Origin of the sequence: Bacillus sp. Je.9.29.b (assembly GCF_051129925.1) — a bacterium.
In the GTDB taxonomy this organism is placed as follows: Bacteria; Bacillota; Bacilli; order Bacillales; family Bacillaceae; genus Bacillus; species Bacillus safensis.
On record NZ_JBCPSO010000004.1, the window covers coordinates 210628 to 236227 of the forward strand.

At 35.7% G+C, this 25600-nt stretch carries 28 protein-coding genes; 24 read left to right on the forward strand and 4 right to left on the reverse strand.

Annotation, left to right across the window (positions count from 1 at the left end; all coding sequences use genetic code 11):
• Positions 1–101: 101 nt before the first annotated feature.
• From hflX to glnA, 4 genes are all read left to right on the forward strand, one after another.
• Positions 102–1373, forward strand: a complete 1272-nt coding sequence (gene hflX / locus AAZR19_RS09910) for a GTPase HflX (RefSeq protein WP_041109155.1) — start codon at positions 102–104, stop codon at positions 1371–1373.
• Positions 1374–1379: 6 nt separating this feature from the next.
• Positions 1380–2660, forward strand: a complete 1281-nt coding sequence (locus AAZR19_RS09915) for an aminotransferase class I/II-fold pyridoxal phosphate-dependent enzyme (protein WP_041109157.1) — start codon at positions 1380–1382, stop codon at positions 2658–2660.
• Between the two features lie 91 nt (positions 2661–2751).
• Entirely contained in the window at positions 2752–3162 is a 411-nt protein-coding gene (locus tag AAZR19_RS09920; protein WP_041109160.1) for a MerR family transcriptional regulator, read from the forward strand.
• 60 nt (positions 3163–3222) lie between these two features.
• On the forward strand, positions 3223–4557 hold the full coding sequence (glnA, locus tag AAZR19_RS09925) for a type I glutamate--ammonia ligase (protein WP_024427046.1): 1335 nt from the start codon (positions 3223–3225) through the stop codon (positions 4555–4557).
• Positions 4558–4672: 115 nt separating this feature from the next.
• Here glnA and AAZR19_RS09930 read toward each other — a convergent pair whose 3' ends face one another.
• Together AAZR19_RS09930 and AAZR19_RS09935 are read right to left on the reverse strand one after the other, a co-directional pair.
• Positions 4673–5827 carry a tyrosine-type recombinase/integrase gene (locus tag AAZR19_RS09930; RefSeq protein ID WP_076839627.1) on the reverse strand — a complete coding sequence of 385 codons (1155 nt, stop codon included), beginning with the start codon at positions 5825–5827 and terminating at the stop codon, positions 4673–4675.
• Positions 5828–5968: 141 nt separating this feature from the next.
• The gene (locus AAZR19_RS09935; RefSeq protein WP_434702994.1) at positions 5969–6682 is read right to left on the reverse strand and encodes a helix-turn-helix domain-containing protein; all 714 of its coding nucleotides are present in this window, start codon (positions 6680–6682) and stop codon (positions 5969–5971) included.
• A gap of 460 nt (positions 6683–7142) precedes the next feature.
• Here AAZR19_RS09935 and AAZR19_RS09940 point away from each other — a divergent pair, with 460 nt between their 5' ends.
• The 12 genes from AAZR19_RS09940 to AAZR19_RS09995 all read left to right on the forward strand — a co-directional run bounded on the left by AAZR19_RS09940 (position 7143) and on the right by AAZR19_RS09995 (position 17947).
• Positions 7143–8303, forward strand: a complete 1161-nt coding sequence (locus AAZR19_RS09940; RefSeq protein ID WP_434702996.1) for an AimR family lysis-lysogeny pheromone receptor — start codon at positions 7143–7145, stop codon at positions 8301–8303.
• Positions 8304–8338: 35 nt separating this feature from the next.
• Positions 8339–8461 (forward strand): hypothetical protein, encoded by a 123-nt coding sequence (locus tag AAZR19_RS09945; RefSeq protein WP_434702998.1) that lies wholly within the window; start codon positions 8339–8341, stop codon positions 8459–8461.
• A 356-nt stretch (positions 8462–8817) separates the two neighbouring features.
• On the forward strand, positions 8818–9321 hold the full coding sequence (locus AAZR19_RS09950; RefSeq protein ID WP_434703000.1) for a hypothetical protein: 504 nt from the start codon (positions 8818–8820) through the stop codon (positions 9319–9321).
• Positions 9311–9625, forward strand: a complete 315-nt coding sequence (locus AAZR19_RS09955) for a hypothetical protein (protein ID WP_434703002.1) — start codon at positions 9311–9313, stop codon at positions 9623–9625. The genes AAZR19_RS09950 and AAZR19_RS09955 overlap by 11 nt, the downstream gene beginning before the upstream one ends.
• Positions 9600–10661 (forward strand): hypothetical protein, encoded by a 1062-nt coding sequence (locus AAZR19_RS09960; RefSeq protein ID WP_083703970.1) that lies wholly within the window; start codon positions 9600–9602, stop codon positions 10659–10661. The genes AAZR19_RS09955 and AAZR19_RS09960 overlap by 26 nt, the downstream gene beginning before the upstream one ends.
• A 328-nt stretch (positions 10662–10989) precedes the next feature.
• On the forward strand, positions 10990–14046 hold the full coding sequence (locus AAZR19_RS09965) for an RNA dependent RNA polymerase (protein ID WP_434703004.1): 3057 nt from the start codon (positions 10990–10992) through the stop codon (positions 14044–14046).
• Positions 14047–14229: 183 nt separating this feature from the next.
• Positions 14230–14430 carry a helix-turn-helix domain-containing protein gene (locus AAZR19_RS09970; protein ID WP_008343997.1) on the forward strand — a complete coding sequence of 67 codons (201 nt, stop codon included), beginning with the start codon at positions 14230–14232 and terminating at the stop codon, positions 14428–14430.
• 480 nt (positions 14431–14910) lie between these two features.
• Positions 14911–15378, forward strand: a complete 468-nt coding sequence (locus AAZR19_RS09975) for a hypothetical protein (protein ID WP_434703006.1) — start codon at positions 14911–14913, stop codon at positions 15376–15378.
• On the forward strand, positions 15375–16088 hold the full coding sequence (locus AAZR19_RS09980) for a hypothetical protein (RefSeq protein ID WP_434703008.1): 714 nt from the start codon (positions 15375–15377) through the stop codon (positions 16086–16088). The genes AAZR19_RS09975 and AAZR19_RS09980 overlap by 4 nt, the downstream gene beginning before the upstream one ends.
• A gap of 43 nt (positions 16089–16131) precedes the next feature.
• Positions 16132–16932 carry a hypothetical protein gene (locus AAZR19_RS09985; RefSeq protein ID WP_434703010.1) on the forward strand — a complete coding sequence of 267 codons (801 nt, stop codon included), beginning with the start codon at positions 16132–16134 and terminating at the stop codon, positions 16930–16932.
• Positions 16933–16999: 67 nt separating this feature from the next.
• Positions 17000–17464, forward strand: a complete 465-nt coding sequence (locus AAZR19_RS09990; RefSeq protein ID WP_434703012.1) for a hypothetical protein — start codon at positions 17000–17002, stop codon at positions 17462–17464.
• 39 nt (positions 17465–17503) lie between these two features.
• Positions 17504–17947, forward strand: coding sequence for a hypothetical protein (locus AAZR19_RS09995; RefSeq protein ID WP_434703014.1), 444 nt, complete (start codon positions 17504–17506; stop codon positions 17945–17947).
• Positions 17948–17969: 22 nt separating this feature from the next.
• On the opposite strand, the gene AAZR19_RS10000 is transcribed toward AAZR19_RS09995, so the two are convergent.
• Positions 17970–18593 (reverse strand): hypothetical protein, encoded by a 624-nt coding sequence (locus tag AAZR19_RS10000; RefSeq protein ID WP_434703016.1) that lies wholly within the window; start codon positions 18591–18593, stop codon positions 17970–17972.
• 81 nt (positions 18594–18674) lie between these two features.
• On the opposite strand from AAZR19_RS10000, the gene AAZR19_RS10005 reads away from it, so the two are divergent.
• Positions 18675–19082 (forward strand): transposase, encoded by a 408-nt coding sequence (locus AAZR19_RS10005; RefSeq protein ID WP_427128386.1) that lies wholly within the window; start codon positions 18675–18677, stop codon positions 19080–19082.
• 15 nt (positions 19083–19097) lie between these two features.
• Here the strand turns inward: AAZR19_RS10005 and AAZR19_RS10010 are convergent, their stop codons facing one another.
• The gene (locus AAZR19_RS10010; RefSeq protein ID WP_076839652.1) at positions 19098–19748 is read right to left on the reverse strand and encodes a recombinase family protein; all 651 of its coding nucleotides are present in this window, start codon (positions 19746–19748) and stop codon (positions 19098–19100) included.
• A gap of 474 nt (positions 19749–20222) precedes the next feature.
• Between AAZR19_RS10010 and AAZR19_RS10015 the strand changes: the two genes are divergently transcribed.
• The 7 genes from AAZR19_RS10015 (at position 20223) to AAZR19_RS10045 (ending at position 25564) form a co-directional block, all read left to right on the forward strand.
• A complete protein-coding gene (locus AAZR19_RS10015; protein ID WP_434703019.1) occupies positions 20223–21881 on the forward strand; it encodes a hypothetical protein in 1659 nt (552 codons plus the stop codon).
• 8 nt (positions 21882–21889) lie between these two features.
• Positions 21890–23221, forward strand: coding sequence for a phage portal protein (locus tag AAZR19_RS10020; protein ID WP_434703021.1), 1332 nt, complete (start codon positions 21890–21892; stop codon positions 23219–23221).
• Positions 23222–23349: 128 nt separating this feature from the next.
• Entirely contained in the window at positions 23350–23862 is a 513-nt protein-coding gene (locus tag AAZR19_RS10025; RefSeq protein WP_434703023.1) for a DUF4355 domain-containing protein, read from the forward strand.
• A gap of 27 nt (positions 23863–23889) precedes the next feature.
• Positions 23890–24720: a P22 coat protein - protein 5 domain protein gene (locus tag AAZR19_RS10030; RefSeq protein WP_076839656.1), complete on the forward strand. Its 831-nt coding sequence runs from the start codon at positions 23890–23892 to the stop codon at positions 24718–24720.
• Between the two features lie 49 nt (positions 24721–24769).
• Positions 24770–24940, forward strand: a complete 171-nt coding sequence (locus AAZR19_RS10035) for a hypothetical protein (protein WP_170871271.1) — start codon at positions 24770–24772, stop codon at positions 24938–24940.
• Positions 24927–25232, forward strand: coding sequence for a head-tail connector protein (locus tag AAZR19_RS10040; RefSeq protein ID WP_434703025.1), 306 nt, complete (start codon positions 24927–24929; stop codon positions 25230–25232). The genes AAZR19_RS10035 and AAZR19_RS10040 overlap by 14 nt, the downstream gene beginning before the upstream one ends.
• An 11-nt stretch (positions 25233–25243) precedes the next feature.
• The gene (locus AAZR19_RS10045; RefSeq protein ID WP_434703027.1) at positions 25244–25564 is read left to right on the forward strand and encodes a hypothetical protein; all 321 of its coding nucleotides are present in this window, start codon (positions 25244–25246) and stop codon (positions 25562–25564) included.
• Positions 25565–25600: the final 36 nt, after the last annotated feature.

A 25600-nucleotide genomic window follows, 5' to 3' on the forward strand; every position in this document is an offset into this window, starting at 1 on the left:
AAGAGTCACTAAAATAAACCATCCGAATAGTGGTATACGTGTGATGTGTTTGGTATGATGGTACTACTGAAAACTTAAGTACAGAAAGGAAACAACTAACGTTGAATGAACATGAAATGACTGAAAAAGCGATCCTTGTCGGCTGCCAATTGCCGCATGTAACGGATGAACGCTTTCAATACTCAATGGAAGAATTAGCTTCCTTAACTAAAACGGCTGGCGGTGAAGCTGTCAGCGTGATGACGCAGAAGAGAAATAGACAAGACAGCGCAACGTATATTGGTAAAGGGAAAGTAGAAGAACTTGAAGTGCTTTGCGAGGAACTCGAATGTGATGTCATTATTTTTAACGACGAGCTTTCTCCGAGCCAGCTAAAAGCTTTGGCGACTGCTTTAGATGTGAAAATTATTGATCGTACGCAATTGATTTTAGATATCTTTGCAAAAAGAGCCCGTACAAGAGAGGGGAAGCTGCAAATAGAGCTTGCCCAGCTTCAGTATGCCCTGCCGAGACTAAGTGGACAAGGGATCAGCCTTTCAAGACAAGGGGGCGGAATTGGCGCAAGAGGTCCAGGTGAAACAAAACTTGAAACAGACAGACGCCATATTCGAAACCGCATTCACGAAATTAACGGGCAGTTATCTGCAGTCAAAGAACACCGCACAAGATACCGAGAGCGCCGAAAGAAAAATGGTGTGTTCCAAATTGCCATTGTCGGGTATACGAATGCCGGAAAATCAACTTTGTTTAACCAATTAACAGAAGCGGATAGTCATGAAGAGGACCTGCTGTTTGCGACACTTGATCCAATGACACGTAAGATGACATTAGAATCTGGCTACAGTGTGCTGATTTCAGATACAGTTGGCTTTATCCAAGACCTTCCGACCACACTGATTGCCGCATTTCGTTCCACCCTTGAAGAAGTGAAGGAAGCCGATTATTTGCTTCATGTCATCGACTCTTCTAATGAGGATTATGAAGGGCACGAACGAACGGTTCATGAGCTTTTAGAAGAATTAGAAGCGGACCGTATTCCGATGCTGACTGTTTATAACAAGGAAGATCAAATTAGACCAGATTTCATCCCATCTTCAAAGCATCGCCACATCTTAATCAGTGCTAAGCACAAAGAAGATGTAAAAAGGTTAAAAGCGGATATTATGGCTGAGCTGAAAAAAGCCTTTTTAAAGCCATATCATGTAAAGATTCCAGCGCATGAAGGCAAGCTCATCTCCGCATTAAAATCAGAAACGCTTGTGGAATCACTAGAATTTCAAAAAGAAGCAGAGATTTATGATATCACCGGATTTAGTGGTGAGGATCAGACCATTTTAGGTCAAATCAAGAAGTATATGTTGGAAAGGAATTAAATCAAGATGTTTCACACATTAAAACACGGCAGTATTTTAGAAAAAGCAGCAGCAGAAACAGAACAAGAGATTTTACACGTGCATCAGCAAATTGATCAAAAGAGCGAACAAAATGAGTGGCGGGTGCTTGAAAGCTATCGAAAGCACAAAGTCAGTGACTCTCACTTTAATCCGACGACTGGATATGGCTACGATGATATGGGGAGAGACACATTAGAAAAGATTTATGCGGATGTCTTCGGAGGAGAAAGCGGGCTTGTGCGTCCGCAGATCATTTCCGGCACACACGCAATTTCCATTGCCTTATTTGGTGTGCTGAGACCTGGCGATGAATTGATCTATATGACGGGAAAACCATACGATACGCTAGAAGAAATTGTCGGGATTCGCGGGAAAGAAGGGACAGGCTCATTAAAAGACTTCCAGATTGACTACAAAGCCATTGATTTACGACAAGATGGATCCGTCGATTATGAGAAAGTAAAAGAGTCGATTTCCTCTAAAACAAAAGTCATCGGCATTCAGCGTTCAAAAGGCTATGCGTCAAGACCATCCTTTACTATAGAAGAAATTGAGCAAATGATTTCATTTGTGAAAGAGATGAATGAAGAAATCATTGTGTTTGTAGACAACTGTTATGGTGAATTTACTGAATTACAAGAGCCGTGTCATGTCGGAGCTGACCTCATGGCCGGTTCACTCATTAAAAACCCAGGCGGTGGCCTTGCCAAAACAGGCGGCTACATCGTTGGAAAAGAAAAATGGGTAGAAGCCTGCTCTTATCGGATGACATCTCCAGGCATCGGCAGTGAAGCGGGTGCTTCGCTGTATGCGCTTCAGGAAATGTATCAAGGATTTTTCTTGGCGCCGCATGTTGTCGCTCAAAGCTTAAAAGGCGCAGTGTTTACGGCTCGTTTTCTTGAGAAGCTCGGATTCCAAACAAACCCAGCGTGGAATGCGAAAAGAACGGATTTGATTCAATCAGTCGAATTTGGAGATCCTAAAAAAATGATTGCGTTCTGTCAGGCAATCCAGTATGCATCTCCGATTAATAGTCACGTCACACCACATGCAAGCTATATGCCGGGCTACGAGGACGATGTCATTATGGCAGCGGGCACCTTTGTACAAGGGGCCAGTATCGAATTATCAGCCGATGGTCCGATCAGACCGCCTTATACTGCCTATGTTCAAGGCGGACTCACGTATGCCCATGTGAAAAATGCGATTTGCAGTGCTGTCGATGCCTTATTGGAACAAGGTTTTATTGAAGTACCTGCTCAATAAAAAAATCCATGTTAATATTCCTAACATCTTGTTGACACATAATATAACATGACATATAATAAATTTAAGCAAAGAGGAGGAGACAGTTGAGATGAGTGATAACATTCGCCGCTCAATGCCTTTATTCCCAATTGGGATTGTCATGCAGCTAACAGAATTATCTGCAAGACAAATTCGCTATTATGAGGAAAATGGTTTAGTATTTCCAGCAAGAAGTGATGGAAACCGCCGATTATTTTCTTTTCATGATGTTGATAAATTACTAGAAATTAAAAACCTCATCGAACAAGGTGTAAACATGGCAGGAATCAAAAAGCTTTTTGCCAAAGCTGAGGCAGAAAATCCATCGTCTGATACAAAGACGGATGAAAAAGCTACAGCTAAGCACAACTTGACAGATGATGAACTCAGGAAGCTACTGAAGAAGGAACTCATTCAGGCTGGACGTTTCCAACAAGGAACGACCTTTAGGCAGGGGGATATGTCAAGGTTCTTCCGTTAACCAATTAGCAAAAGCATTGCTATACACATTTTACCTTTTGTAGGGGAGGAGTTTTACGAAATGGCAAAGTACACAAGAGAAGATATCGTAAAATTAGTAAATGAGGAAAACGTAAAGTACATCCGTCTGCAATTTACAGACATTCTCGGAACGATTAAAAATGTTGAGATTCCTGTGAGCCAGTTAGAAAAAGCTCTCGATAACAAATGTATGTTTGACGGTTCATCTATTGAAGGATTCGTACGTATCGAAGAATCAGATATGTACCTATACCCAGATCTAAACACATTTGTTATTTTCCCTTGGACAGCAGAAAAAGGTAAAGTTGCACGCTTTATTTGTGACATTTATAAGCCAGACGGGACACCATTTGATGGAGACCCGCGTAACAACTTAAAGCGTATCTTAAAGGAAATGGAAGAACTAGGATTTAGTGATTTCAACCTTGGACCTGAGCCAGAATTCTTCTTATTTAAATTAGATGAAAAAGGCGAGCCAACGCTTGAACTAAACGATAAAGGCGGATACTTTGACCTTGCACCAACAGATCTAGGCGAAAACTGCCGCCGTGACATCGTGCTAGAGCTTGAAGAAATGGGCTTTGAAATTGAAGCATCTCACCACGAAGTAGCACCTGGGCAGCACGAAATTGATTTCAAATATGCAGGCGCGATCCGTTCTTGTGACGACATTCAAACGTTCAAACTCGTTGTTAAAACCATTGCGAGAAAACACGGTCTTCATGCGACATTCATGCCAAAACCATTGTTCGGTGTAAACGGATCTGGTATGCACTGTAACCTATCATTATTCAAAAATGGTAAAAACGCATTCTTTGATGAAAAAGCAGATTTACAATTAAGCGAGACGGCTAGACACTTTATCGCAGGTATCGTCAAGCACGCAACAAGCTTTACAGCGGTCACAAACCCAACGGTAAACTCTTACAAGCGTCTTGTACCTGGCTATGAAGCACCTTGCTATGTGGCATGGAGTGCACAAAACCGCAGCCCATTGATCCGTATCCCGGCATCACGCGGCATCAGCACACGTGTAGAAGTGCGCAGCGTAGACCCATCTGCAAACCCATACCTTGCACTAAGCGTATTACTTGCAGCAGGTCTTGACGGAATCAAAAACAAACTAGAAGCACCAGCACCAATCGACAGAAACATCTATGTCATGGACAAAGAAGAGCGCCTTGAAAACGGCATCTCTGACCTTCCTGCAACACTTGCAGAAGCACTCGAGCTGCTGAAATCAAACGAAGTCATGATCAACGCACTAGGCGATCACCTATTCGAGCACTTCATCGAATCAAAAGAAATCGAATGGGATATGTTCCGCACCCAAGTACACCCATGGGAACGCGATCAGTATATGTCTCAGTATTAATAAAGAAACGTTGATTTAACAAGGTTTTTAAAAAGAATTTGGTGGACAAATTTATAGTGTCCACAATCCAAAAAAGGTTTGACCACTTTTTGACCACCAAATTCACCAAAAAATTTCAACTCAGAATTGAGTTGATGTAATTCTCGAAACTGTCCACAGATTTATTTTCGAGTTTTTCACTTATATGAGCATACACGTCAGAAGTTATGCTTATATTTTTATGTCCCAATCTTTCTTGGATGAACTTCATGCTCTGGCCAGCTTCTAATAGAAGAACGGCGTGAGTATGTCTTAGTCCATGGATTGGGATATTTTCAATTTCAGCCTTTTTTAATATTCTTTTTAGAGCATTGAAGAGGGAGGACTTTGGTAAGGGATCTCCTTTTTCTCTGCAGAAAACAAGGTCTAGATCATGATCGTATATTTCATTAAAGACCATTTTGTTATCGTTGATCCACTTCATATGAGCATGAAGTTCCTTTGCGAAAGACTCAGTAATCTTGATTGTTCGTTCTGAGTGATATGTTTTTGTGTTTCCGAATACTTCTTCACCAGGGTCTCTTTGGAAGTCTAGTGATTTGTTTATGGCTATTGTCCGATTTTTTAGATCGATATCTTTTCGTTGAAGAGCAGCAGCTTCACCTTTTCTCATTCCAGTTTCAATCAAAGTCTTAAAGTAAATGTAATAGATATAGTTGTCCTGACGAGCTGTTTTTAAGAACTTTCCAATGTCCTCAGAGTTGATATATTCCAAACTGTGTTTGGATTTGGATCGATCTTTTTTGGGCAATACAACTCCATCGCATGGGTTTGATGAAATTTTTTTGAGTGGTCTAACAGCCATCGATAAAGCATGATACATTGTACCGTGTATGATCTCGATAGTTCTTGTGCTGTATTTACCTGATTCCTCAAGAGTATTTATGAATTTTTGGTATCTCATTGGTGTTATGTCTTTTAGCTTAATCTCTTTGAAGTAGGGGAGGATTTTATTCTCAATATTTCTTTTGTGAATGTTAAACGTGTTTTTTGCAACCTTTCCTTTTTTATAAACTTCTAACCATTCAATAAGAAAATGTTTTAAAGATGTTTCTCCACCTCCAACCTCTATATCACTTCTAAGTAATTCCTCATGTTTTGAAGCAGCAATTTGTGCTTCTTTTTTTGTACTAAATCCACCTTTAGAAAGCTCTGTTACTTCTTGTGTTACAGGATCCTTATATTTAATTCTATACTGCCATGTCGTACCTCTTTTACGGAAACTTGCCAATAAAATGCCACCTTTCGATTTTAATTATGATAGAGAGTCCTGAATGAACTCTCTTATGTAATTTACTATAATAAATTCGCTTGTAATGAGATCAATTGGTTAGAATATGTCATCTATTCACCTCCTTTTAAAACTTTAAATTTAGATCCAAATATCATCTGATGTATCTAAAGAACGAATTTTTTCTCTCAAGCGTGGTTTGCCAAAAGCAATCATTTCTTCGTTAATTCGATTTTCCTCTTCGATTAAAGTGTTGAGGACTCTCAATAATGCTTTCTCATCTAAATTGTATGGACTGATGTCTTTAAAGAAATGAGCAAAGAATAAAAAGAACTCTTTTTTGCTTTTCATGGCCTCGGTACAATTGTATAAACCCTCAGCGATATTAAATCCGTAGTAGCCCAAATCCAAAGCTGATTTTAAGTTGTCGGATATACGATCTATTTTATCTACGACAATTTCTTCATGGCTTTTTTGTTCTTCTATATAGTCTAAAACTTTCTGAGGCACATAGTCAGGATTATTTTGAGCCTCTTGATTTTCCTCTTCGATTTTTCTTTCTTGTTCTTCTTCCCAATGCATTTCAATTTCTTCTTCTAAAGAAGGGCTGATATTGAAATGTTTTAGCGCTGGTTTAATTTCTTCTTCGGGTAGACCTAGAATACGAAACATTTTTCGCATAGTTATATAATCTGGCTTTTTGTTGTATCCGTTTTCTATCTGACTTACATAAGATCTGTTTTTTCCTAAAGTTCTAGATAATTCAGAAGAGCTTATATTGAGATATGCTCTTTTAACTTTTAAGAACTGACCTAAATTATCTCGGAATTCGGAAAAATGATTACTACTTTTCAAATTTCTCACCTCAATATCGAATTATACATCATGAATCAAATATAATCAAACGCATCATAAAAAATAAAAAATGTGAAATATGTTGATTCATATGATGCAATGATTTATAATTGATTTATGATAATCGTTAAGAATCAACTCACGTTCTTTGACAACTGAATAACCCACAATTAAAAATTTACATCTAATTGGAAGCGAGGTGATTTATAATGAGAGATATGCAAAACTTCTCATCTTGGCAACTAGCACAAAACATAATGATGCATGAGTTCATAGCGCAGAATGACGATCTAATAGACCGATTTCCATTATGGCTTCAGCACAACAGGCGTATCAAAGAATTTGACTTGCTCCCAAAGAGTGAAATCAACAAGATGATCAAACTATTTGATCCTGCAGCTGATGTTGAGATAGATAGAACATTGCAATTCATATAGAGATAACTAGGGGGATTATTGGATTGAGCAAATTAAAAGCATTCATCAAAAGCAAGTGTGAAGACGATTCTTCGCTTGCAGCAAAATTGGCTTCTATTGCAGGTTACTCTCAAACATCAGGATTGTACAAATTTCTTAATATCAGTGGAAAAGAAACGAGTGACTTGCAGATGATCATTGATATGATAAAAGAAATTGATCCAGACAGAGAGATTGATTTGATGTGTGACTACATATTCACGCTTGATCCAGGTAAACAATGTGCAAGACAGGCTTTGGAATACCTGTCTGTTAACGCTCAAAGTGAAAAGCTTGATGATTATATCGAATTTGTTTTAAGTAACACTGGGAATGCTAAAACCATAGAGTGGGCTAAAACGTATAAGTTACAAAGAGATGCAGAAAAAGGTCTAGTGAATTTTGAAAATTTAATCAGATTGCTTGGGAACTTAAACTTAAAGACAGAGGAAATGAAGGTCTACAGTATGATCATCCCGATGTATCCAGCATTATGGAACAACTATTTCAACAGACTTGAATCATTATCAGAGAATGTTTTCATTGATAACCTGGAAGACTCATATGTAAAACAATCATTTCACAGTCGATTGATGTTACTTCTAGCCAACTGTGCTTTTAACCAAAATCAGCTTGATAGGGTTCATTACTACACAAGCTATGGCATCCTCAATTCGAACGTAAGAAGAATCACAGCTTATTCATATTTAGCTCAGGGTAACTCTCTAATGCTTTCTGATTACTCAACAAGCAAGCGTTGCTTTCTCTCAGCTTTAGAACACTCAACTGAAAATAGAGAGAGATCAATTCAAGTATTAAGAAGCTTGTGCTTCCTTGAAAACTTATGGAGTAAAGAAAATAAATGGTTGCAGCATGACTCAGAGGAAATTACTGATAGACAAGAAGTGGCTCACGCTTATATCCGCAAAGGAGAACTAGAGCTTGCTAAATCGATTTTAGATAGCCTAGAAGCCGAGGAACACGATGACAACCAGTTAGGTATGCATATGTACCTCAAAGGCCTGCTACATCGCTCAGAGGACTATTTCTATAAGTCTATTAGACACTTCAAATTAAGTGGTGACAAATTCTCTGTTGGCTTTCCATTGCTTGAACTTGAAAAGTTAGGTGCAGATAAACTCATTCTAGAAGTATTGGCAATTTAACAATAAAAACTTGTCACTTGAAGGGAGGTGAAAAAATGAAAAAAGTATTCGCACTTACTATTGTTGTAGGTACAATTTTCTTCGGAGGCGTTGCTACAGGTACACAAATTGATACGGCTTCTGACTACAGCACTGCAGGATTTGGTCGTGGCGCTTAATTAAATGCTTTACATATTAGAAAGGTGGGGAGATTGAATCCCTGCCTTTTTGATATATCAAGAAATGATCTGAAAAGGAGAACTTGAAATGATTTTAAATCTAACTTGTACGTGTGGAAACGAAGTGAAGTTTAACAAGGAACAGAAGTTTCATAGTGAAATTTCTGATAATGATTTTGGCCACAATGAGATACATCTATCATTTGATTCTGAGATTTACGGTACTGATGAAATAGGCGGAGAGCATTTCGCAGTTAATGATCTTTATGTGAATGATGAAAGTTTGGTCTTAACTTGTAACCGATGCAATTCGTCTTTAACTATCAAGAAATCTTAATGGAGGGAGGAGGAAGCGATTGGGCAAATTCAGAAGTATGGCTATTGCAAGCATGGCAGAGGATCTTGGGTTCACAACTGAATTAAAAAACAACGGTACATATTATAACCCTGAATTGAATGCGTTGCTAATCACTAATGGATTTGTAGCTGATTTAGTGAAATTAGACCACATCGAGTCAGCGATCATCAAAATGCCTTATAGGATGAATAAAGGTGTGTTTAAAAAAATTCTCTATCGAGAGTCAACGACTAATCTAAGAAAAGACATAGGTGTAATGATCAGAAGTATGAACTCATTCACTTCTGATGGATATCATAGAATGAACATAATCAAATGGAATGAAGAAGGCGATTCATTAATCGTTGCAAGTGAATACTGTCCTGAAGCGACAATACATATTGATTTAATTGAAAGCAGAAAGTTGAAATACATAAGGAAATTAGAAGTGGGTAAAACAACTCTTTTATGCAAATTAGATTGTGATGAAGAAAGGAGAGTTGTTGTCCTGCATGCAAAATAATAACCACTATTACACTGATCAAGTATTTGAGGACGAGAAGGACGCTGAAATACAGTTCCTTCAAAACAATCAATATGCTCTTGAAATTGGTTTGGGCAACACCAACAAAGCGTTAAAACACTTTGAGAATCAAATAGCAATGCTTACGGATTTTATAGCGGAGTTAGGGTTAGATGAGAAATACATAAAGTACATGTACGAAATTGCAACAGATGAACATAGCGATAGCAACTGCAGAGAGACAGCGAGATATTACATAGATATTATTACTGAAAAGCATGGGAGCGATAATTATAAAAATTGAAATTTTAAAACCAGGAAAACAATTCAAAAATTATAAAGTTATGTGCCAAGAATTAGGCATCGAAGTGAAAAAATCATCGGATACGAAGAAAGCTCAGTTTAGAGAGTTGGAAAGGTACTGTACATATAACAAAGTTGGACATCTAATTACCATTGATCAAGTTTATGAAACTCCACTTGAAAAGAGGAAGCGGAAAGGGAATAACACTGTTTATGGCGACATCATGCAAATTTTAATTCTTGATCTGTTAGCTCAGAAAAGGAATAGTGGAAACCTGATAATCAGCAAAAGTAAATTTCTAAGGGAACTCAATCTGGTGAATCTAAACTACAGTCATTGTTTTAAAAGGAAAAAAGCTTTATCTATATTTTGCAAAGTAGATAGGCAGGTGGTAAGTGACTTTTACTATACTACAAATGACTCTTTTAAAAGAGCGATTGAGTTGGCTTTAAAAACCCTTCAAAATAAAAGGCTGATTATTTGTAATACTGTAACAAAGGTAAGTAAAAATGGGATGCATAGTTTAGCTTCGCCGGACGAAAAGCGTCTAATTTTATTTTCTGAGAGAAGCACGATGCTATCGCTCGGTTATACAAACCTCAAAAATCTTAGAATCTCAAAAGACTGGAAGGAGTTTTGTAAAAAGTCAAAAAAACTCTTAAAAGAACTTGGAGGTATTGATTTTTATTATTCTGCATATGAAATCACACCGAATGATAAATACTTGAAAGAAGAGTCTGATAAATTATTGGATTTTCTGTTGAACAAATTAGACAGGCAACGACATCAAAATGAGCTTAATAAAAAAGCTTGTAAAAAATTAGCTGTCAATGGTTCTAAAAGACACGAAACTGAAAGTGAATTGCCACAACAAAAGGAATTTAGACTTGAACAGTCATATTCTGAGGATATTAAGAAATTAATAGATATTGTGATTAAAGATAATGCAAAGATTATCTCACAAGAGATTTTGGAACTTGAAGAAATTAATGAGCTGGATTTTGAGATTGAATACAGCTTGCCTGACGGACTATAAAATTGACGGTTTAGACTTCCTATAGAAATATAAGAGCAAAACGTTTCAATCCGTTATTTTTTCCAATGTACATATTAGAGAAAAACATTCTTTAAAAGGAAAAACAAAATCCCAATCACAGTCTGAAGGGGGTATGGGGGATGGTTGGCTGCACGATAGATAATTTGGAACGCAGTGGAAAATTGTCTGTCTAAAGCATCCCCCATGTATTATATAAACACTCACATGCAAAAGAGCAGTTGCACAAAGCAAGCTTTGTACACCTTCTCATCATGATTAACAAGTTAATCATTCTTCGTGATAGAAATAACAATTTGGAGGAGATTCATTGAAATCAAACTTATCAAAGCAAGTATACATTTACTCATTAGACACATCAGCATTTTTTACACCAGAGGAACAGGTCATCAATAATGAAAATCTTAGCTTGACTTACTTCGTTGAATTTTTGAAAGAAGTCAAAAGTAGTAATGCTAGTCTAAGGGTAATGGATACAATTGAACTAACGGAGAAGCAAGAAGGAGAAATGAAAAAACATCGGCCTGCCAAAAAAATAATTACTGATTATGTTGATTCCTTGAAGATAGTTGCCAAAAAGGATCTGGAAGGTTCAGAAGAAAAGCAGCTGAAGAATATAGAAGTGTTGCAGGATGAAGGTCTTACTAGAAGAAAGATTGTTAAATTATGTGGGATTGCTAATCTTATTAAAAACCAAAATAAGAAGAAAATGAAAAAATTAATGGCTGACTTTAAAAAGACAAGGGAACTCAATCTCGATGCAATCAGATACAAGAACACTGGAGATATCAATATTAACAAGGTTATTGGTGTTTTTGAATCAACCTTAACTAGAACATTAGGAATTGAAACAGAAAACGAACAACCTTCAGATGAAATTATTATTGTTGAAAGTTTTTATGAAGAAGTCTTCGGCAGTCTGATCAAAAAAGGATTTAAGTTCAATAAAAAGCAGTACGACTATTATGCCTCATCTGCTGGACAGATTCGTGATAAGAAAGGTGTTTTCATCAAGAGGTCATCGCTCAATAAGCACAAAACAACCTTAATGTGTGGACTTGATGAAAAATTGATCAACTCTAAAGGCGGTATGAATATCAATAAGTGGAATGCTTATCTTGCTTTATCCAATAGTGCAAGTTCTGTGTGGGAAGGCTTCGATATTGATAAAGCTATAGTTGTTCCAGACTTTGAGAATGAAATTGAAGGAAGCTTTGACTATATTGATCGTAATACATATGAAATAACTCGTAAGAAGATGACTATTCCAGTCGATCAGACTGATGGCTGCGGAATGATATTGCCAACTGTTGCAGATAAACCATTTCAATTCAGAGCACCATTTATGAAGGGAATGCTAGTACCTTTCGATTTCAAACAGTTTGCAAAAGAGCATGGTAAATCAATTATAAAAGACATTGATGGTCGTGAATGGGATGTGCTGGTAGACGATATTCACATGATCCTTACAAGGTCTCAATTTAAAATGTGGAGCTATTATGGCAACGAAAGTGAAAGTAAGTGGGATCACTACAAACGCTGTTTCAAGGAATATAATTGTGAAGCATCCAAACTAAATGAGGAAGAGGAAAATTTAAAGACAAGTAAGCTTAACTATCAAATGCTTCAAACATTAACGGACATCACAGACAGCGAAATGACAAGATTAACAAAACTTACGATTAATGAGATCAAAACACTTTATCAGAGCACTGATGCCATGTTAGATGTTATGGGAGCCGTTGAAGAAAATGAGAAACGAAGCAATCTCCAGGAAGCTCTGTTTGTATATCCTGGCTTATTAAAAGATAATCATGTGAAAGAAACGATCAAAGAAATTAAAGCGAGGATGATTAAGGAAGCTAAAGCAGGAAAAATAAAGTTAAAAGGATCACATCATACTTTCTTAATACCCGACCTGTACGCAGCTTGTGAATTTTGGTTCAATGGTGAGAAAAATCCAAACGGATTAATTGAAGATGGAGAGGTTAGCTGTAAATTATATGAAGACAGCTTAGAGATTGACGTGCTTCGTTCTCCTCACCTTTATAGAGAGCATGGCATCAGATCCAATGTGATAAACGAAAGAACGAAGAAATGGTTCATCACAAAAGGAATCTATACATCAAACAAAGACTCTCTATTTAGGTTATTGCAGTTTGATTTTGATGGTGATAAGGCTCTTGTTGTAAGCGATAAGGAATTTGTCAGTATTGCTAAAAGAAATATGAAAGTTGGCCAACATGATGAAATTCTTCCTCTTTATTATGAAATGGAATCTGCTCAGAAAGATATCATTGAAAATGGCAAAATATATGACAATCTGAGAAGTTCTTTCAAGGTCAACATCGGAGAGTTTTCTAATAACATATCAAAAGTTTGGAATAGCAAAGATGTAAACCTTGATGTAATCAAATGGTTAACGATGGAGAACAACTTTGGAATAGACTACGCAAAAACGTTATACCAGCCAACAAGGGCTACACATGCTAGTAATGAGATTGAAAAGTTCTTGAAAGTTGAAGAAGGTGATAAAACAAGAAGGCGAAAGCTGCCATACTTCTTCAAATATGCGAAAGACAAGGACGAGAAAAACGTTGAAAAGCCTAATGGTGCTATGACTGTTGATAAGATAGATATAATTATGCCGACTGCAAGAGAAACGAAAAGAAGTTTTGATAAGACGTTGGATCCATTAGAGTTTAATTACAGACTGTTCTTGAGTCCGAAATTACATAAGAAAAAACCATTAACAAAAGAAAATATTTATAAATTAGATCAACTCCTTAAAGAGTATAAAGAATTATACAAAGCGAAATATTATGAAAGTTTAAGCGCACCTGATCGTAGCCCTAGATTGCTAGAAAGGATTAGAAGATTAAACGAATGTGTAATGCTTGAATTGAAGATAAATCATGGGGATTCAGATTTATTAAAGATGGTTGAAGTGATCAAAGTGTACAAAATGATGGATACGAATAAATACAGATTAAGCAATCAAGAGAAAAAGGAAGAAAAGAGATCTGATAAAAAATGGTTTGTGTATAAGGTATTCACTAACGAACTATTGAATCTAAATGTGACAAAAACTGAAGTGGTCGATATCTTAGTTGAATATCTATTCTTCATTAAGAAGACAAAATTCAAGGATACATTATGGGGATGCTTTGGAAATGATCTCCTGTGGAATCTGAAGACAAATTTAAATGTGATTGCTGAATGTAAAAACCATCATTGTGAAAACAAGTTGAGTGATCTGAATGCCAGACGACATTACTTATGCGAGGATTGTTATAAAGATCACCGGAAACAGTTGGATGCGGATAGAAAAGCAATTGCGAGAAAAAACAGAAAAATGTCCGCTTGAATTTGATAACAGATTAATGGATACACGAAGAACCCTTGATACAACAAGGGTTTTTTATGTTCATATGAATTTCTATAACCGTATACTAGGGAATAAATAATTTCCCATTTAAAACATAACATAAAAATGAATGATAACGCAATGATTAAATAAATCTTGCGAAAGGAGTCGGGACTAGAATAAATGAATATCGAACGATTTGAATTAAGACAAGCTATGCAAAAAAGAAGAATAACCCAAGTGGAAGCAGCCAAGCATTGTGGTTGTACTCAGTCTCATTTAAGTAAATACTTCACTTTCGAGTGCGAAATTTCAAAAGAAAAATTAAATCGACTTGTCGAATTTGTTTATTCTCGCCCTGAACTCGTATGGAAGAAAAAGTAACAAATTTTTTGGTCGTCACTACAATACCGTTTGTTGCGGAAACAGCGAATAAGGGTTGTACCTAGCAATTTCAGCGACCTTACCAAAAACAAATGAATTTGCGTTCACGTTTTGTAGTTTTGTAATCATTTCATTTCGCCTCCAGAAAAACGAATGATTAGGTGAGGTTTGTAAGATACAGCCCACTGCCCCCGAAAGTTACAAACATTTTTATTTCTCCTTTTTGTATGAGTGTTGGGGCGCTATATGCGCTCCTGTATTCGTACAACTAAAAAAATTCAAACGATAATATCTCATATAAATGGATGGTGTAAGCCATGTTTAAACCAAAATGGGGAAACCCAAATCCCAATACAGATTTTCAAAAAATCTATAGCAAAATTGATCCTGTCATACTGGAACGAGTTGAACAGAATATAAAGAAAGAGATTTCTAAGACGAGTCTAGTCCCTCATTGGATAAAGGAGGTGACACGTCTAAATGAGTAACATTGAGAAAAACTTTTTGGATATTTACAGACTGATTTCATCTAATGAAAAGAATAATAGGTTCTTATTCTATAAAGAATCCCCATTATCTTCAGATCGTCCCGATGTAACAAATGATGATCAAATCCCCTTGTTAATCTACAGATCCCCCAAAACAGATGATCTGGAAGATGAAAAACCGATTGCTAGAATGTGTATGTATTTAGCGAACGGTACTCCCACAAATAACCTGCAAATTCAATCCCAAGATATCATGATTGACATCTATACCAGTATTGATGAAGTGGAACAAATTGAATTAAGAAACTTAAAGATTCAAGACAATCTTGCGCAGCTACTTTTTGATAGCAGAGCAACTGGCTTTGGAAAAATTGTGAATTACAAACGATTGCTAATTCCAAATACTCCAAAGGGTTATATCGGTTATAAGCTTATTTTTACTTTTGGTACAAGTAAATGAAATCAAATGATTTTATGCAGCTTTTTGGTACTGGTCAGCCTGTAAAAACACCTATAGGGGATTGTCACTTCATCAAGATTAAAGAGTATGTTGATTTCTCAAGTGATCTTCAATTGATGGCAGACAGCAAAGATAAAATAGCAGAATCTATGCGACAAGTTTTGAAAGATAAGCTTGATGCCCAGGACATTGAAGAGATGGTTAATGGTCGTAATTTATTTCAACTAATTTTGATGCATCCGCTGTATTTAGAAGCTTATCAATCTATACTTATCAAGGTTTTCAATGATGAAGGGATCATGTCAAAAATATCGGATGAAAACTTCATGGAGTTGAGAAGTCTTGTCTTGAAGATGCATCTAATTAACGAAGACAAGAAGTCACCAAATACAGAGATAGACGAGCTTAATCAGATTTCAAAGGAATTAAAATCAAGTGATGACGGTGCTGATTTATCAGACATGATTAGTGCGGTTGTAGCAACGACAGGCATAGACTATTCCGCTATTAATGAGTGGACACTTTACCAGCTTTACCTTACATATCACCGCATACAAAAAAAAGTAAATCATGATGCGTCTGTTATTTTTGCTACTGTCAGTTCAGAAGTGAAGATTGATAGATGGGACGATCATATTGATTTATACGCTGAGGAGAAACACCACTTGTCACACAAAGATTCAGAATCAATTAAAAATTTACTAGGCTGATAAATTCAGTCTTTTTATTATTTAAGGAGTTGTTTATTTAGAAATGGCAAAGCAGACAGTTATTCACGAAGTCGCTAAAGTGACAATGAAACAAATTAGTACAGGGAAAGTGATTGGATCGGCCGTAACACAATTAACATCCCTCGCACAGCAAGTTCAGCAGGACTTTTTAAAAGGCGGCTGGGGAAACAAAGATTTATATGTAATTAACTCAAGCAAAGAGGTTTCGGGTAACGTCAGAAACGCATTCTTTGATCTTGATTTCATGGCAATGCAGCAAGGAGTTTCCATTGAGAATGAAACTATTTCTGTTTACGAAGACGAAGTTCTAACAGTTAGTGATTCAAATGGTGTTACTTTGACAAAAACACCTTTAGAAGATTCAGAAGTTACATTCACAAATAAAGCCAATGGTGAAGTCTATCAGACTGCCGTTTCTGGAACGAGTTATACATTATCCAATACTTTTGCTAAAAAAGGTGAACAAGTTACAGTTCATTACTTAATTGAAGTTGATGCTGAGACTGTTGAAATCAATGGTGATAAGTTCTCAGAGAACTATTACTTAGAACTCCATACACTTGAATATGATCCAATTACATCTAAAGTTTTCAGTGACTTATACATTCAGTTGCCTAAAGTTAACTTCTCAGGCGAGTTCGATATGTCTCTTGAGGCTGGACAGGCATTTACACCAGAGTTAGGTTATAGAGCGCTTGCGGATGACAACGGAAAAATCGGACGTTTTGCAAGAGTTAAGCGTAATGAAGATGGCTCAAAAGGAGTAGCGCCTTCAACACCTGGCAATACAACGCCTGATGATAGTGGAGATTTAGGAGATTAATTTATTTGGGTGTGTGATAAATAATTGCACACCCCTTTATATATTCACACAAAAAGGAGAATGGAAAATGACAACAAAAGCAGTGAATTTAACGACATTGGGTGAACTCACCAAGAAATATGATGAGAAAAAGAAGGTTCAATTGAATGAAGAGTTCCATCTTTATATTTATCCAGAGTTTGCGCCCAGTAAAATTGCGGAAGTGTTAAAAGAGTTAAATACCGATTACTTCAATGGAGATAAAAAAGGTTTGAAGATTGATGAAATTGCTATGACAGATTGGTTGTATTTCTTAATCATCAAAAAATTTACAAACCTTAAAATCCCAAACAGCCTGAAATCTAAAATGAGTGCGTATATCAACTTAGTCGATAGTGGATTGATGGGACAGATTATGATGTCATTTCCTGAAGAAAGCATTCAGAAGGTGCTAGATCATATCAAGAGTGTTGAGGATGCTGTAGAGCAGCTTGTGGACAGTGATTTGGATAATAAGACGGAGCAAGTTATTAAAGCGTTAGATGAGCTGTAAGACGACAGTGGAATTAAAATTAGAGAGGATGATTTAATAATGTTTAAAAAGATCAAAAATAAAGAAACAATTCTTATGGATTGTGATAAATGTTTAGTGGAGCGATGTAGTACACCAGAAGGAATCTTGGAGACAGTATCTCATCTATGTCGTATTCTAGGTGGGAAATATACGTTCCAACGGTGTGATTCCTGTAAAGAAAACAACGAGAAATTAGTTGATATCGATGGATTCAAAAGAGTTACCAAAGAAATGTTAGATCATATTGCCAAGCTAGAGTTTGAGAATGATCAATTGGCCAATCATAGGTTAGACCCGTTTTATGAACCAAGTGAAGAAGTAAAAGAAACAGTTGATCACATTGTTGAGGAATATAAAGATGAGATTAATGAAGTTTTGTCGGTGAGTAAAGATGCCGTTGAATGTCTAGGTAGATTATCGTTTAAAGATGCAAATGAAATTAGAAAGCTATTATCACCATGAGGATTAATAGCTTTTGTGTTGTTTAGATATCTCTAAATTGTAAAAGGAACTCTTCTACAATGTTTATACAACTTGGAATAAATTCTTTTTCTAACTGGAATATCATTTCACCTTTATCATTATTACTAATTATTAAATCATGTGGGGTGACTTTTAATTTCTCTTTTAAGATTGATGAATTATGAGCAATGACATTTCTCAATTCATTATATGCCTTAATTGATTCCCAATTGCTAGAATTGAATGGTTCCGTAATGTTACAGACTTTAGTAAAATAACTCTCTGCTTTTCTAATGCCCTGACCATGTAAATCCTTATATGATACAGTGAGATTTCTTTTTTCTTGAGCTACATCACAAAGAATTTTCATATGGTTTTCTAGAGTAAAATAGATTTGTAAAAAGACTGTCTTCCTTATTAATTGGGGATATATTTGCTCATAATAATAAAATTCTAAATCATGCATTTCATAATATTGCTGTTTATATTCTTCGCTCTTTCCTTCTGTTCCTGTTTGATATTTTCTTTCTAAGTTTAAGCTTAATAAATCATTTTCGTTTCTAATTTCTGAGTCTATGTAAAAATCTTTTATATGAGATAACTCTTCAATTGCATAGAATAACTTCACCTGAGCTGACCTGGACAAATTAACACCTACTTTAACTTAATAGGTGAATTATAATAAATAAACAAAATTATGTAAATAAAAAGGAGTGTAAAGCAAAATATGTTAGATGAAAGAAAGATTAAATCGATCTCATTATTAGCTGAAGGAAGGAAGACAGTGCAAGCTATTGCTGATGAAATTGGAGTCAGTCGTAATGCATTATACTTGTGGAGAAAAGATAAAGAATACTCACTGGAGCTGGACAATGAGATACAAAACTTCAAACTTTTAGCACAGCAAGAAAGAAGCGCAAGAGCTAAAAATTGGTTTAAAAAATTGGAGAATATAGGCATGGATGATAGTCAAAAGACTAAGGATCAGCTAGACGCTCTCAAAACGCTGCTGGCATATTCAGAAGGTACTCCAACATCTAAGGTTGAAATTACTGAAACAAAGTCTAATGAAGTAGATAAAGAAACAATCGAAGATGAGATTAAGAAGTGGAAGAAATCTAAGGAAGAACAATAAAAACCCTCATCTATATTATACCATAGAGAGGGTTTGTTGCTCCTGTTTGCTTTCATATTCTTTAATGATTTTATAAAAAGTATTCTTTTTAAGCTGCAGTAATTCAGCAAACTGAACGCCTGTAATCTCAGAGCTTTTCCATTTAGGATAGTTTGTTTCAAGTGTGTTCTTTTGTTCCTTAGTTAGAGTGCCATAGCTCATTTTAGGTCTGCCAAGATGCTTTCCAGCTTTCTTAGCAACTTTAATTCCCTCCGCTTGTCTCTCCCTTGTATCATCTCTTTCTTTCTCAGCGAAGGCTGTAAGAAGTGTTAATACTATCTTTTGAATGGCTTCTTTTAGAATGTCATCTTGATCCTCACTAGTGTTAATCATTGGCTCTTTAATAAATCGGAGCTTGATTCCATTTTCTACGAACCAATCATACTCCTTTAAAGTATCCTTCATGTTTCTACCCATCCGAGTAATTGAATCAAAGACAACTGTATCTCCTGGTCGAACCATTTGCTTAAGAGTTATATAAGAAGGTCTGTCAAAGTTCTTTCCACTTTGTTTATCTATGAATAAGTCACGTTCAGCAATGCCTTCTTTAGTCATATTGGCAATTTGTCTACTTTCGTTCTGATCCTTTGAGCTAACTCTTATGTAACCGAATGTTTTTTGTGTCATATGGATCACCTCTCTTTTATTGTATTTTGATTATAACATAAATGTTTATAAAGGTATATAGATATTTATAAACGTTTATTAAATAAATAGATAACCTTTATAAATGCATAAAAAGATATAATTGGAGTGGTTGAAAAGGCATACCTATATAAACGCTTTATCTCTTAATGAATCAAAGAATGAAAAAGTGCGATCGTTTAGAAAGTGTTTAAAGCTCGTTATAGAAGCGATAGAACAGTTGATACAAATATATATCGAAGTAGATAACGTGGCTTAGAAAGGAAGCAGATAGGCTTTAACCCCCACCTTTCTGTTTTAGAAAATGCCCTCTTAAACGATAGCAGAGTACAAATTTTTTGCAGTATTTTTCAAAGTTTCGAGGTGATAAAAATAACCAAATCAATCAACATAAACACATCTGAAAATAGGATGTTTTTATATGAATATTTAGTCAAACAGGCAATCAGAGAGAATATGACTGAAACAGAAGCAGAAGACTTCGCATCTCATATGATGGTGAAGCGTTCAGAAGATTTATTCACTTATCATGGATTGGCTTGGGAATTAGGTCAGAAAAATCTTGAATTCTTCTGTTTATTTTTCCTGCAAGATACATTTAGAGCACCTGATACGTCTGAAATAGCTCCTATTCATAGAGAGATATGGGAAGACATTGAAGGAATGCTTTTGCGTAATACACATGATAAGCAATCGTATATTCTTCCGAGGGGAACAGGTAAAAGCGCTTTCGCAAACTTGCCAGCTGTTTCTTTTTCTGTTGCAAATAAGCTTAGAATTTTCACATTAGTATGCTCATCGACTGGTGACCTTGCTGAAAAGTTTATTAAGCAAATCAAAGAAGTTTTTGTAGGCAACGTTTATATTGAGTCTTGCTATGGCAAGCTTTTAGATCCCACAAACAAAAAATATATCTGTAATTCATCTCAACTTGAGTTTACAAATGGAACGATGGTTGAAAGTATCAGTAGTAAAACAGATATGAGGGGTAGGAAGTATGGAAACACTCGAATTGAGTTAGCCATTTTAGATGATTACCAAAACAATGACGACTGTGCTACTGATGCAAACAGAGAGAAAAAATGGAGTCGTTTTTCTTCAGATGTTAACTTTGCGTTCCAAAAACCACAATTTGATGAAAATGGGGAAATGGTTAGACAAGGCGGCATTATGATTGGATGTGGAACAATTCAGCATCCAGAGTGTTTTTACAGTAGACTTCAAAAGCTACCTACCTGGAAGGTTCGTAAAGAAAAAGGGATTCTTGTAGATGATATTGATGAATTGTTTAATTCTGGTCTATGGGCTGAATTTAAAGACATTCTTTCAGATTCTAAAAACGAGAACAGGCTGCAACATGCAAAAGAGTTTTATTATCAAAATGAAAAGGAAATGAGATTTCCGATTCTGTGGGAAAGTTACTGGAACCCATTAGAAATGGCTCTTGCTTATTATGAAAACCCAGTTGCATATAACCAGGAAGTTCAAGGTGTTATCACCTCTACTGGGCAAAAGAAATTCAAAACCATTATTACTGAATCTGCTGAGAAAATTGAAAGTCATGACTTTGTTAAAACCATGCTCTCTATTGATCCAGCAGGGACACGAAACAAACAAAAAAAGAAAAAAGACTATTACGCTTTTGTTGTAGGTAGTATCTCAGATATGAATATCAAATACGTTCGTAAAGGTAATGTTTTTAAAGGTGAGTATGAAGATTACATGGCTCACACATTGAAGCTGCTTAAGCAATATCCTGACATTACTTTTGTCAACATTGAGAAAAACGTATATAACGGAGCGGATGTAATTCAGCTTCAAGAACTAGTTAAAAAAGATCCTGTATTATCTGGCAGAAATATTGAGTGGTTGAATAATGCTGTTACTAAAAACAAGGATGACAGAATCAACACTATTGTCGGTGATGTGAATATGGGAAGAATCATTTTTAATGAAGAGGATGAAGAGGCCATTCAACAACTCAAGGATTTCGCTGGAGCGGATTTCTCTGCTTATGATGACTTTCCTGATGCAGTTGCAGAATGGTCAAAAAGAATAAATGAAGTAGAAGACGTAGGGTATGTTAAATCAATACCTAAAAACTGGTTCTTCTAAAGAGGTGCATGAGTATTTTTGATAAAGAAGAAATTATAAAAAAGTTGCTCGATGAATTGAAATTGACTAAACCCAATTATGATAAAAAGTGGCGATACTATAGTGGGGATCATGACATTCTTCATAAACGTATTGCCAATGACCCGATGAAAAATGATATGAGGGTTTACTTTAACTATTGCAGGAAGATGGTTCAAAACAGTGTTGGATATTTGTTGGGTAAACCAGTAAGTTATAACTCTAAAACAGACAACAAAGAATTTTTAAGTTTGATTGATTATAACTTTAACACATGGGAACACAACCATAACATTAAATTAAAAATTATATCTTCAATCAATGGTCACGCCTATGAGGTTAGCTTTATTAATAGCGAAGGGGATTTTCAGTGTGCTGTATACCATCCATCTGAAATGATTGTACTTCACGACAATTCTGTTGAAAATAGGATTACTTTAGCTGTTCGCAAATATAAAGTTAAATTTGATGAGAGTGAGTACATTGATGTTTGGGATGACACCCATTTCCGAAATTACAAAATTAATGATGGAACTTTTGAACTTTTACAAGAAAAGCCACACAGGTTTTCTCGATGTCCAGTAAGAGAACTTAAGAATAACGATTCTAAGAAATCTACATTTGAAGATATTATGAAGATTATTGACATTTACAACGCTATTCTGTCGGTGTCAGCTCAAGAAATCATGGATCATCGTAACTCTTATCTCGTGTTTAAAAATTGTAATATTGCAATGAAAGATGCTAAAGAGATGCGGGAAAACGGTATTATTCAGTTGCCTAATCCAAAATCTGAAGTGAAGTGGCTTACAAAAGACATCAATGCCACTTTCTTAAAAGACGTACTTCAATTGCTTCAAGATGAAATCTACGCTCAAAGTCATCAGGTTAATTTAAATGAGAATTTCCAAAGCAACACTTCGGGAGTAACAATTCGCTTGAAACTTCAAGAGCTTGAAAATCAGTCAGCAATCAGTGAGTCAGATTTTGATCAGTTGTTAAAATCAAGGCTCAAACTTTTCTGTGAATATTTAGCGCTTAAAGACATCAATAATGAGAAGTTTGATTATAAAGATATTGCAATCTCCTTCACACGAAATGTTCCAGTTGATGATGTTGCCAATGCTCAAATGGTAGCTACATTGAATGGAATAGTTCCCCATGAAGACCTTCTAGCTCGATTATCTTTTATCTCAAATCCTTCAGCAGCGTTAGAAAAGCTCCAAAAACAATTAGAAAATAGCAAAGATACGACATCTGGTAACTCAGATTTAATAGTAATCCCAGCATATGAAGACCCTGTTGAACCGACAGGGTTTTAATTATGCTTTAAATTTGGGAATCCTGTGAGCGGTTAGGGCAGGAATGTATGAATGTGGGTTAAACATACAACAAAACAAAACAGACTTTATGGCGAGTACATAAAGGCAAATTATATGGAGTGATATATATGAATTTAGAAGAAATTAAGCAATTTTTAGAGACTGACGATGGAAAGAAATTTCTTCAACCACGTTTAGATCAACATTTTACAAAAGGTTTAGAAACGTGGAAAGCTAATAATTTGGATAAGCTAGTTGATCAAAAGGTTAAAGAACTCAATCCAACTAAAAATCCACTTGAAATCAAAGTTGAAAAATTAGAAAAAACTCTCAAGATGAAGGAGATCAAAGAAAAAGCTTTAGAGAAGGCTCACCAAGACGGCCTACCGACTCAATTAATTGACTTTTTCCTATCTGATGATTCTGAGAAAACAGAAGCTAATCTCAACACTTTCAAAGATGTTTTCGATCAACATTTGCAAAATAAGACAAAAGAAAGACTTAAAGAAGATGGCATTGATCCAAAAGGCAGTCTACAACAACCAAAAACATTTACTATTGAGCAGTTAGAAAGCATGTCTGAAAGAGAATATTTAGAAAATGAAGAAGCTGTTCTTCAGCTTCTTACATCACAAAATTAATTATAAAAGGTTAAGGTGAATTAAATTATGGCATATGAAAAATTTTTCCCAGTTGTTTGGTCAACTAATTTAAACAGAATGTATAAAAAATCTTTAGTGTACGGGAATCTTGTTAATTCGGATTATCAAGGCGATGTGAAATACGGAAGCACTGTTAAGATGAACACGCTAGGTAAAGTAACAATTGGAAAGTACACAGAAAAGGATGGGGTAGGTGACCCAGAAGAACTTGATGCTGAACAAATGGAGCTTAAAATTGATCAGAGAGATTTCTTTAACTTTAAAGTTGAAGACATTGCTGCAGCTCAATCAAATATTAATATTCTAACGGAAGCTATGACAGAGGCTGCTTTCGGAATTGCTGAAAATGTAGATAAGTTTATCGCCAATTTGTACACTGGAGTAGATGAGAATAATATTATTGGTACTGATGCAGAACCGCAAGGAGTTCATTCAGGAAGCCTGTATAACCATTTGGTTGATTTAGACGTAAAGCTATCTGAAGCAAACGTTCCTAAAAAAGATAGATTCGTTGTTATTCCAGAAGCGGGTTATGGAATGCTACAAAAAGACGCACGTTTTACTAAATTTCCTGAAGTTCTATATGATGGATATATTGGGAATGTTAGTTCTTTAAAAGTTTACACTTCTAACAATTGTCCTGTAGTGGGTGGCAACTATAAGATTATGGCAGGTCATCGATCAGCAATTACCTTTGCTTCACAACTTAATAAGGTTGAATCATTCCGTCAAGAAAAACACTTTGCGGATGCAGTAAAAGGGTTGAATGTTTATGGAGCGAAATTGGCGAAACCGAAGGGGATCGCTGTATTAACTGCTAAATTTGATAACTATTGATAAGAGAGGGATTCCCTCTCTTTTTTTAAAACAAAGGAGCATGATATATTTGTGGATCAAAAATAAAGTTACAGGTTTGGTATGGAATGTAACAGAGGATCATTATGAATACCTTATTGAGAATTCGGATTATGAAAAACACACAGAAAAAAAGACTAAGAAAGCCAAAACTAAAGTTGAAGAGAATGAAATGGTAGGTAAAGACAATGAATCAGCTTAAAGATTTTAAGACTTTAATTGATGAAGAAATTGATGATGCCGTTTTACAGCTTTATATCAATGATGCGGAAAACTTCATCCTAAATCATTGTAATTTAGATGAGATTCCTAATCGATTATATTCAGCCCTTCTAAATATCGCAGTTTTTAAATTTAGACTGAGAGGATACGAAGGAGTCAAAAGAGAATCTATGGGAGCTGTCAACGAAACGTTTCATGAAACGATTCCTGCCTATATTATTAAAGAGTTGGATGACTATAATAACAACAATCAAACAGTTAAGTTTCTGTAAAAGGCCAAACCATGAACCTTAAAAAAACCTTCTACAAAATAGAAATTGAGGCTGTCCCAACTGGAAAGATTAATGAGATTACTGGGAAACCAATCATGGAAAAGGTAGAGAAACTTATTCCATACAAATGTGAATTCCAGCCTTTAGATGAAAAGATGTATCAGTCTGCTTTAGGTAGATTTCCAGATGTCACAGACTTGTTGATTTGTAGACCTTTAAAGTTTTTACAATCAGGCGCAGAGATAGTGTACAAAGACATTAAATATGAAGTTCTTTACCGTCCCAGAGATTGGGGAAAGCATATTGAGGTATTTGTAAAACCGAAAAAATAAGGAAAAGAAACGCTTCGACTACATTTTCGAGGTGTT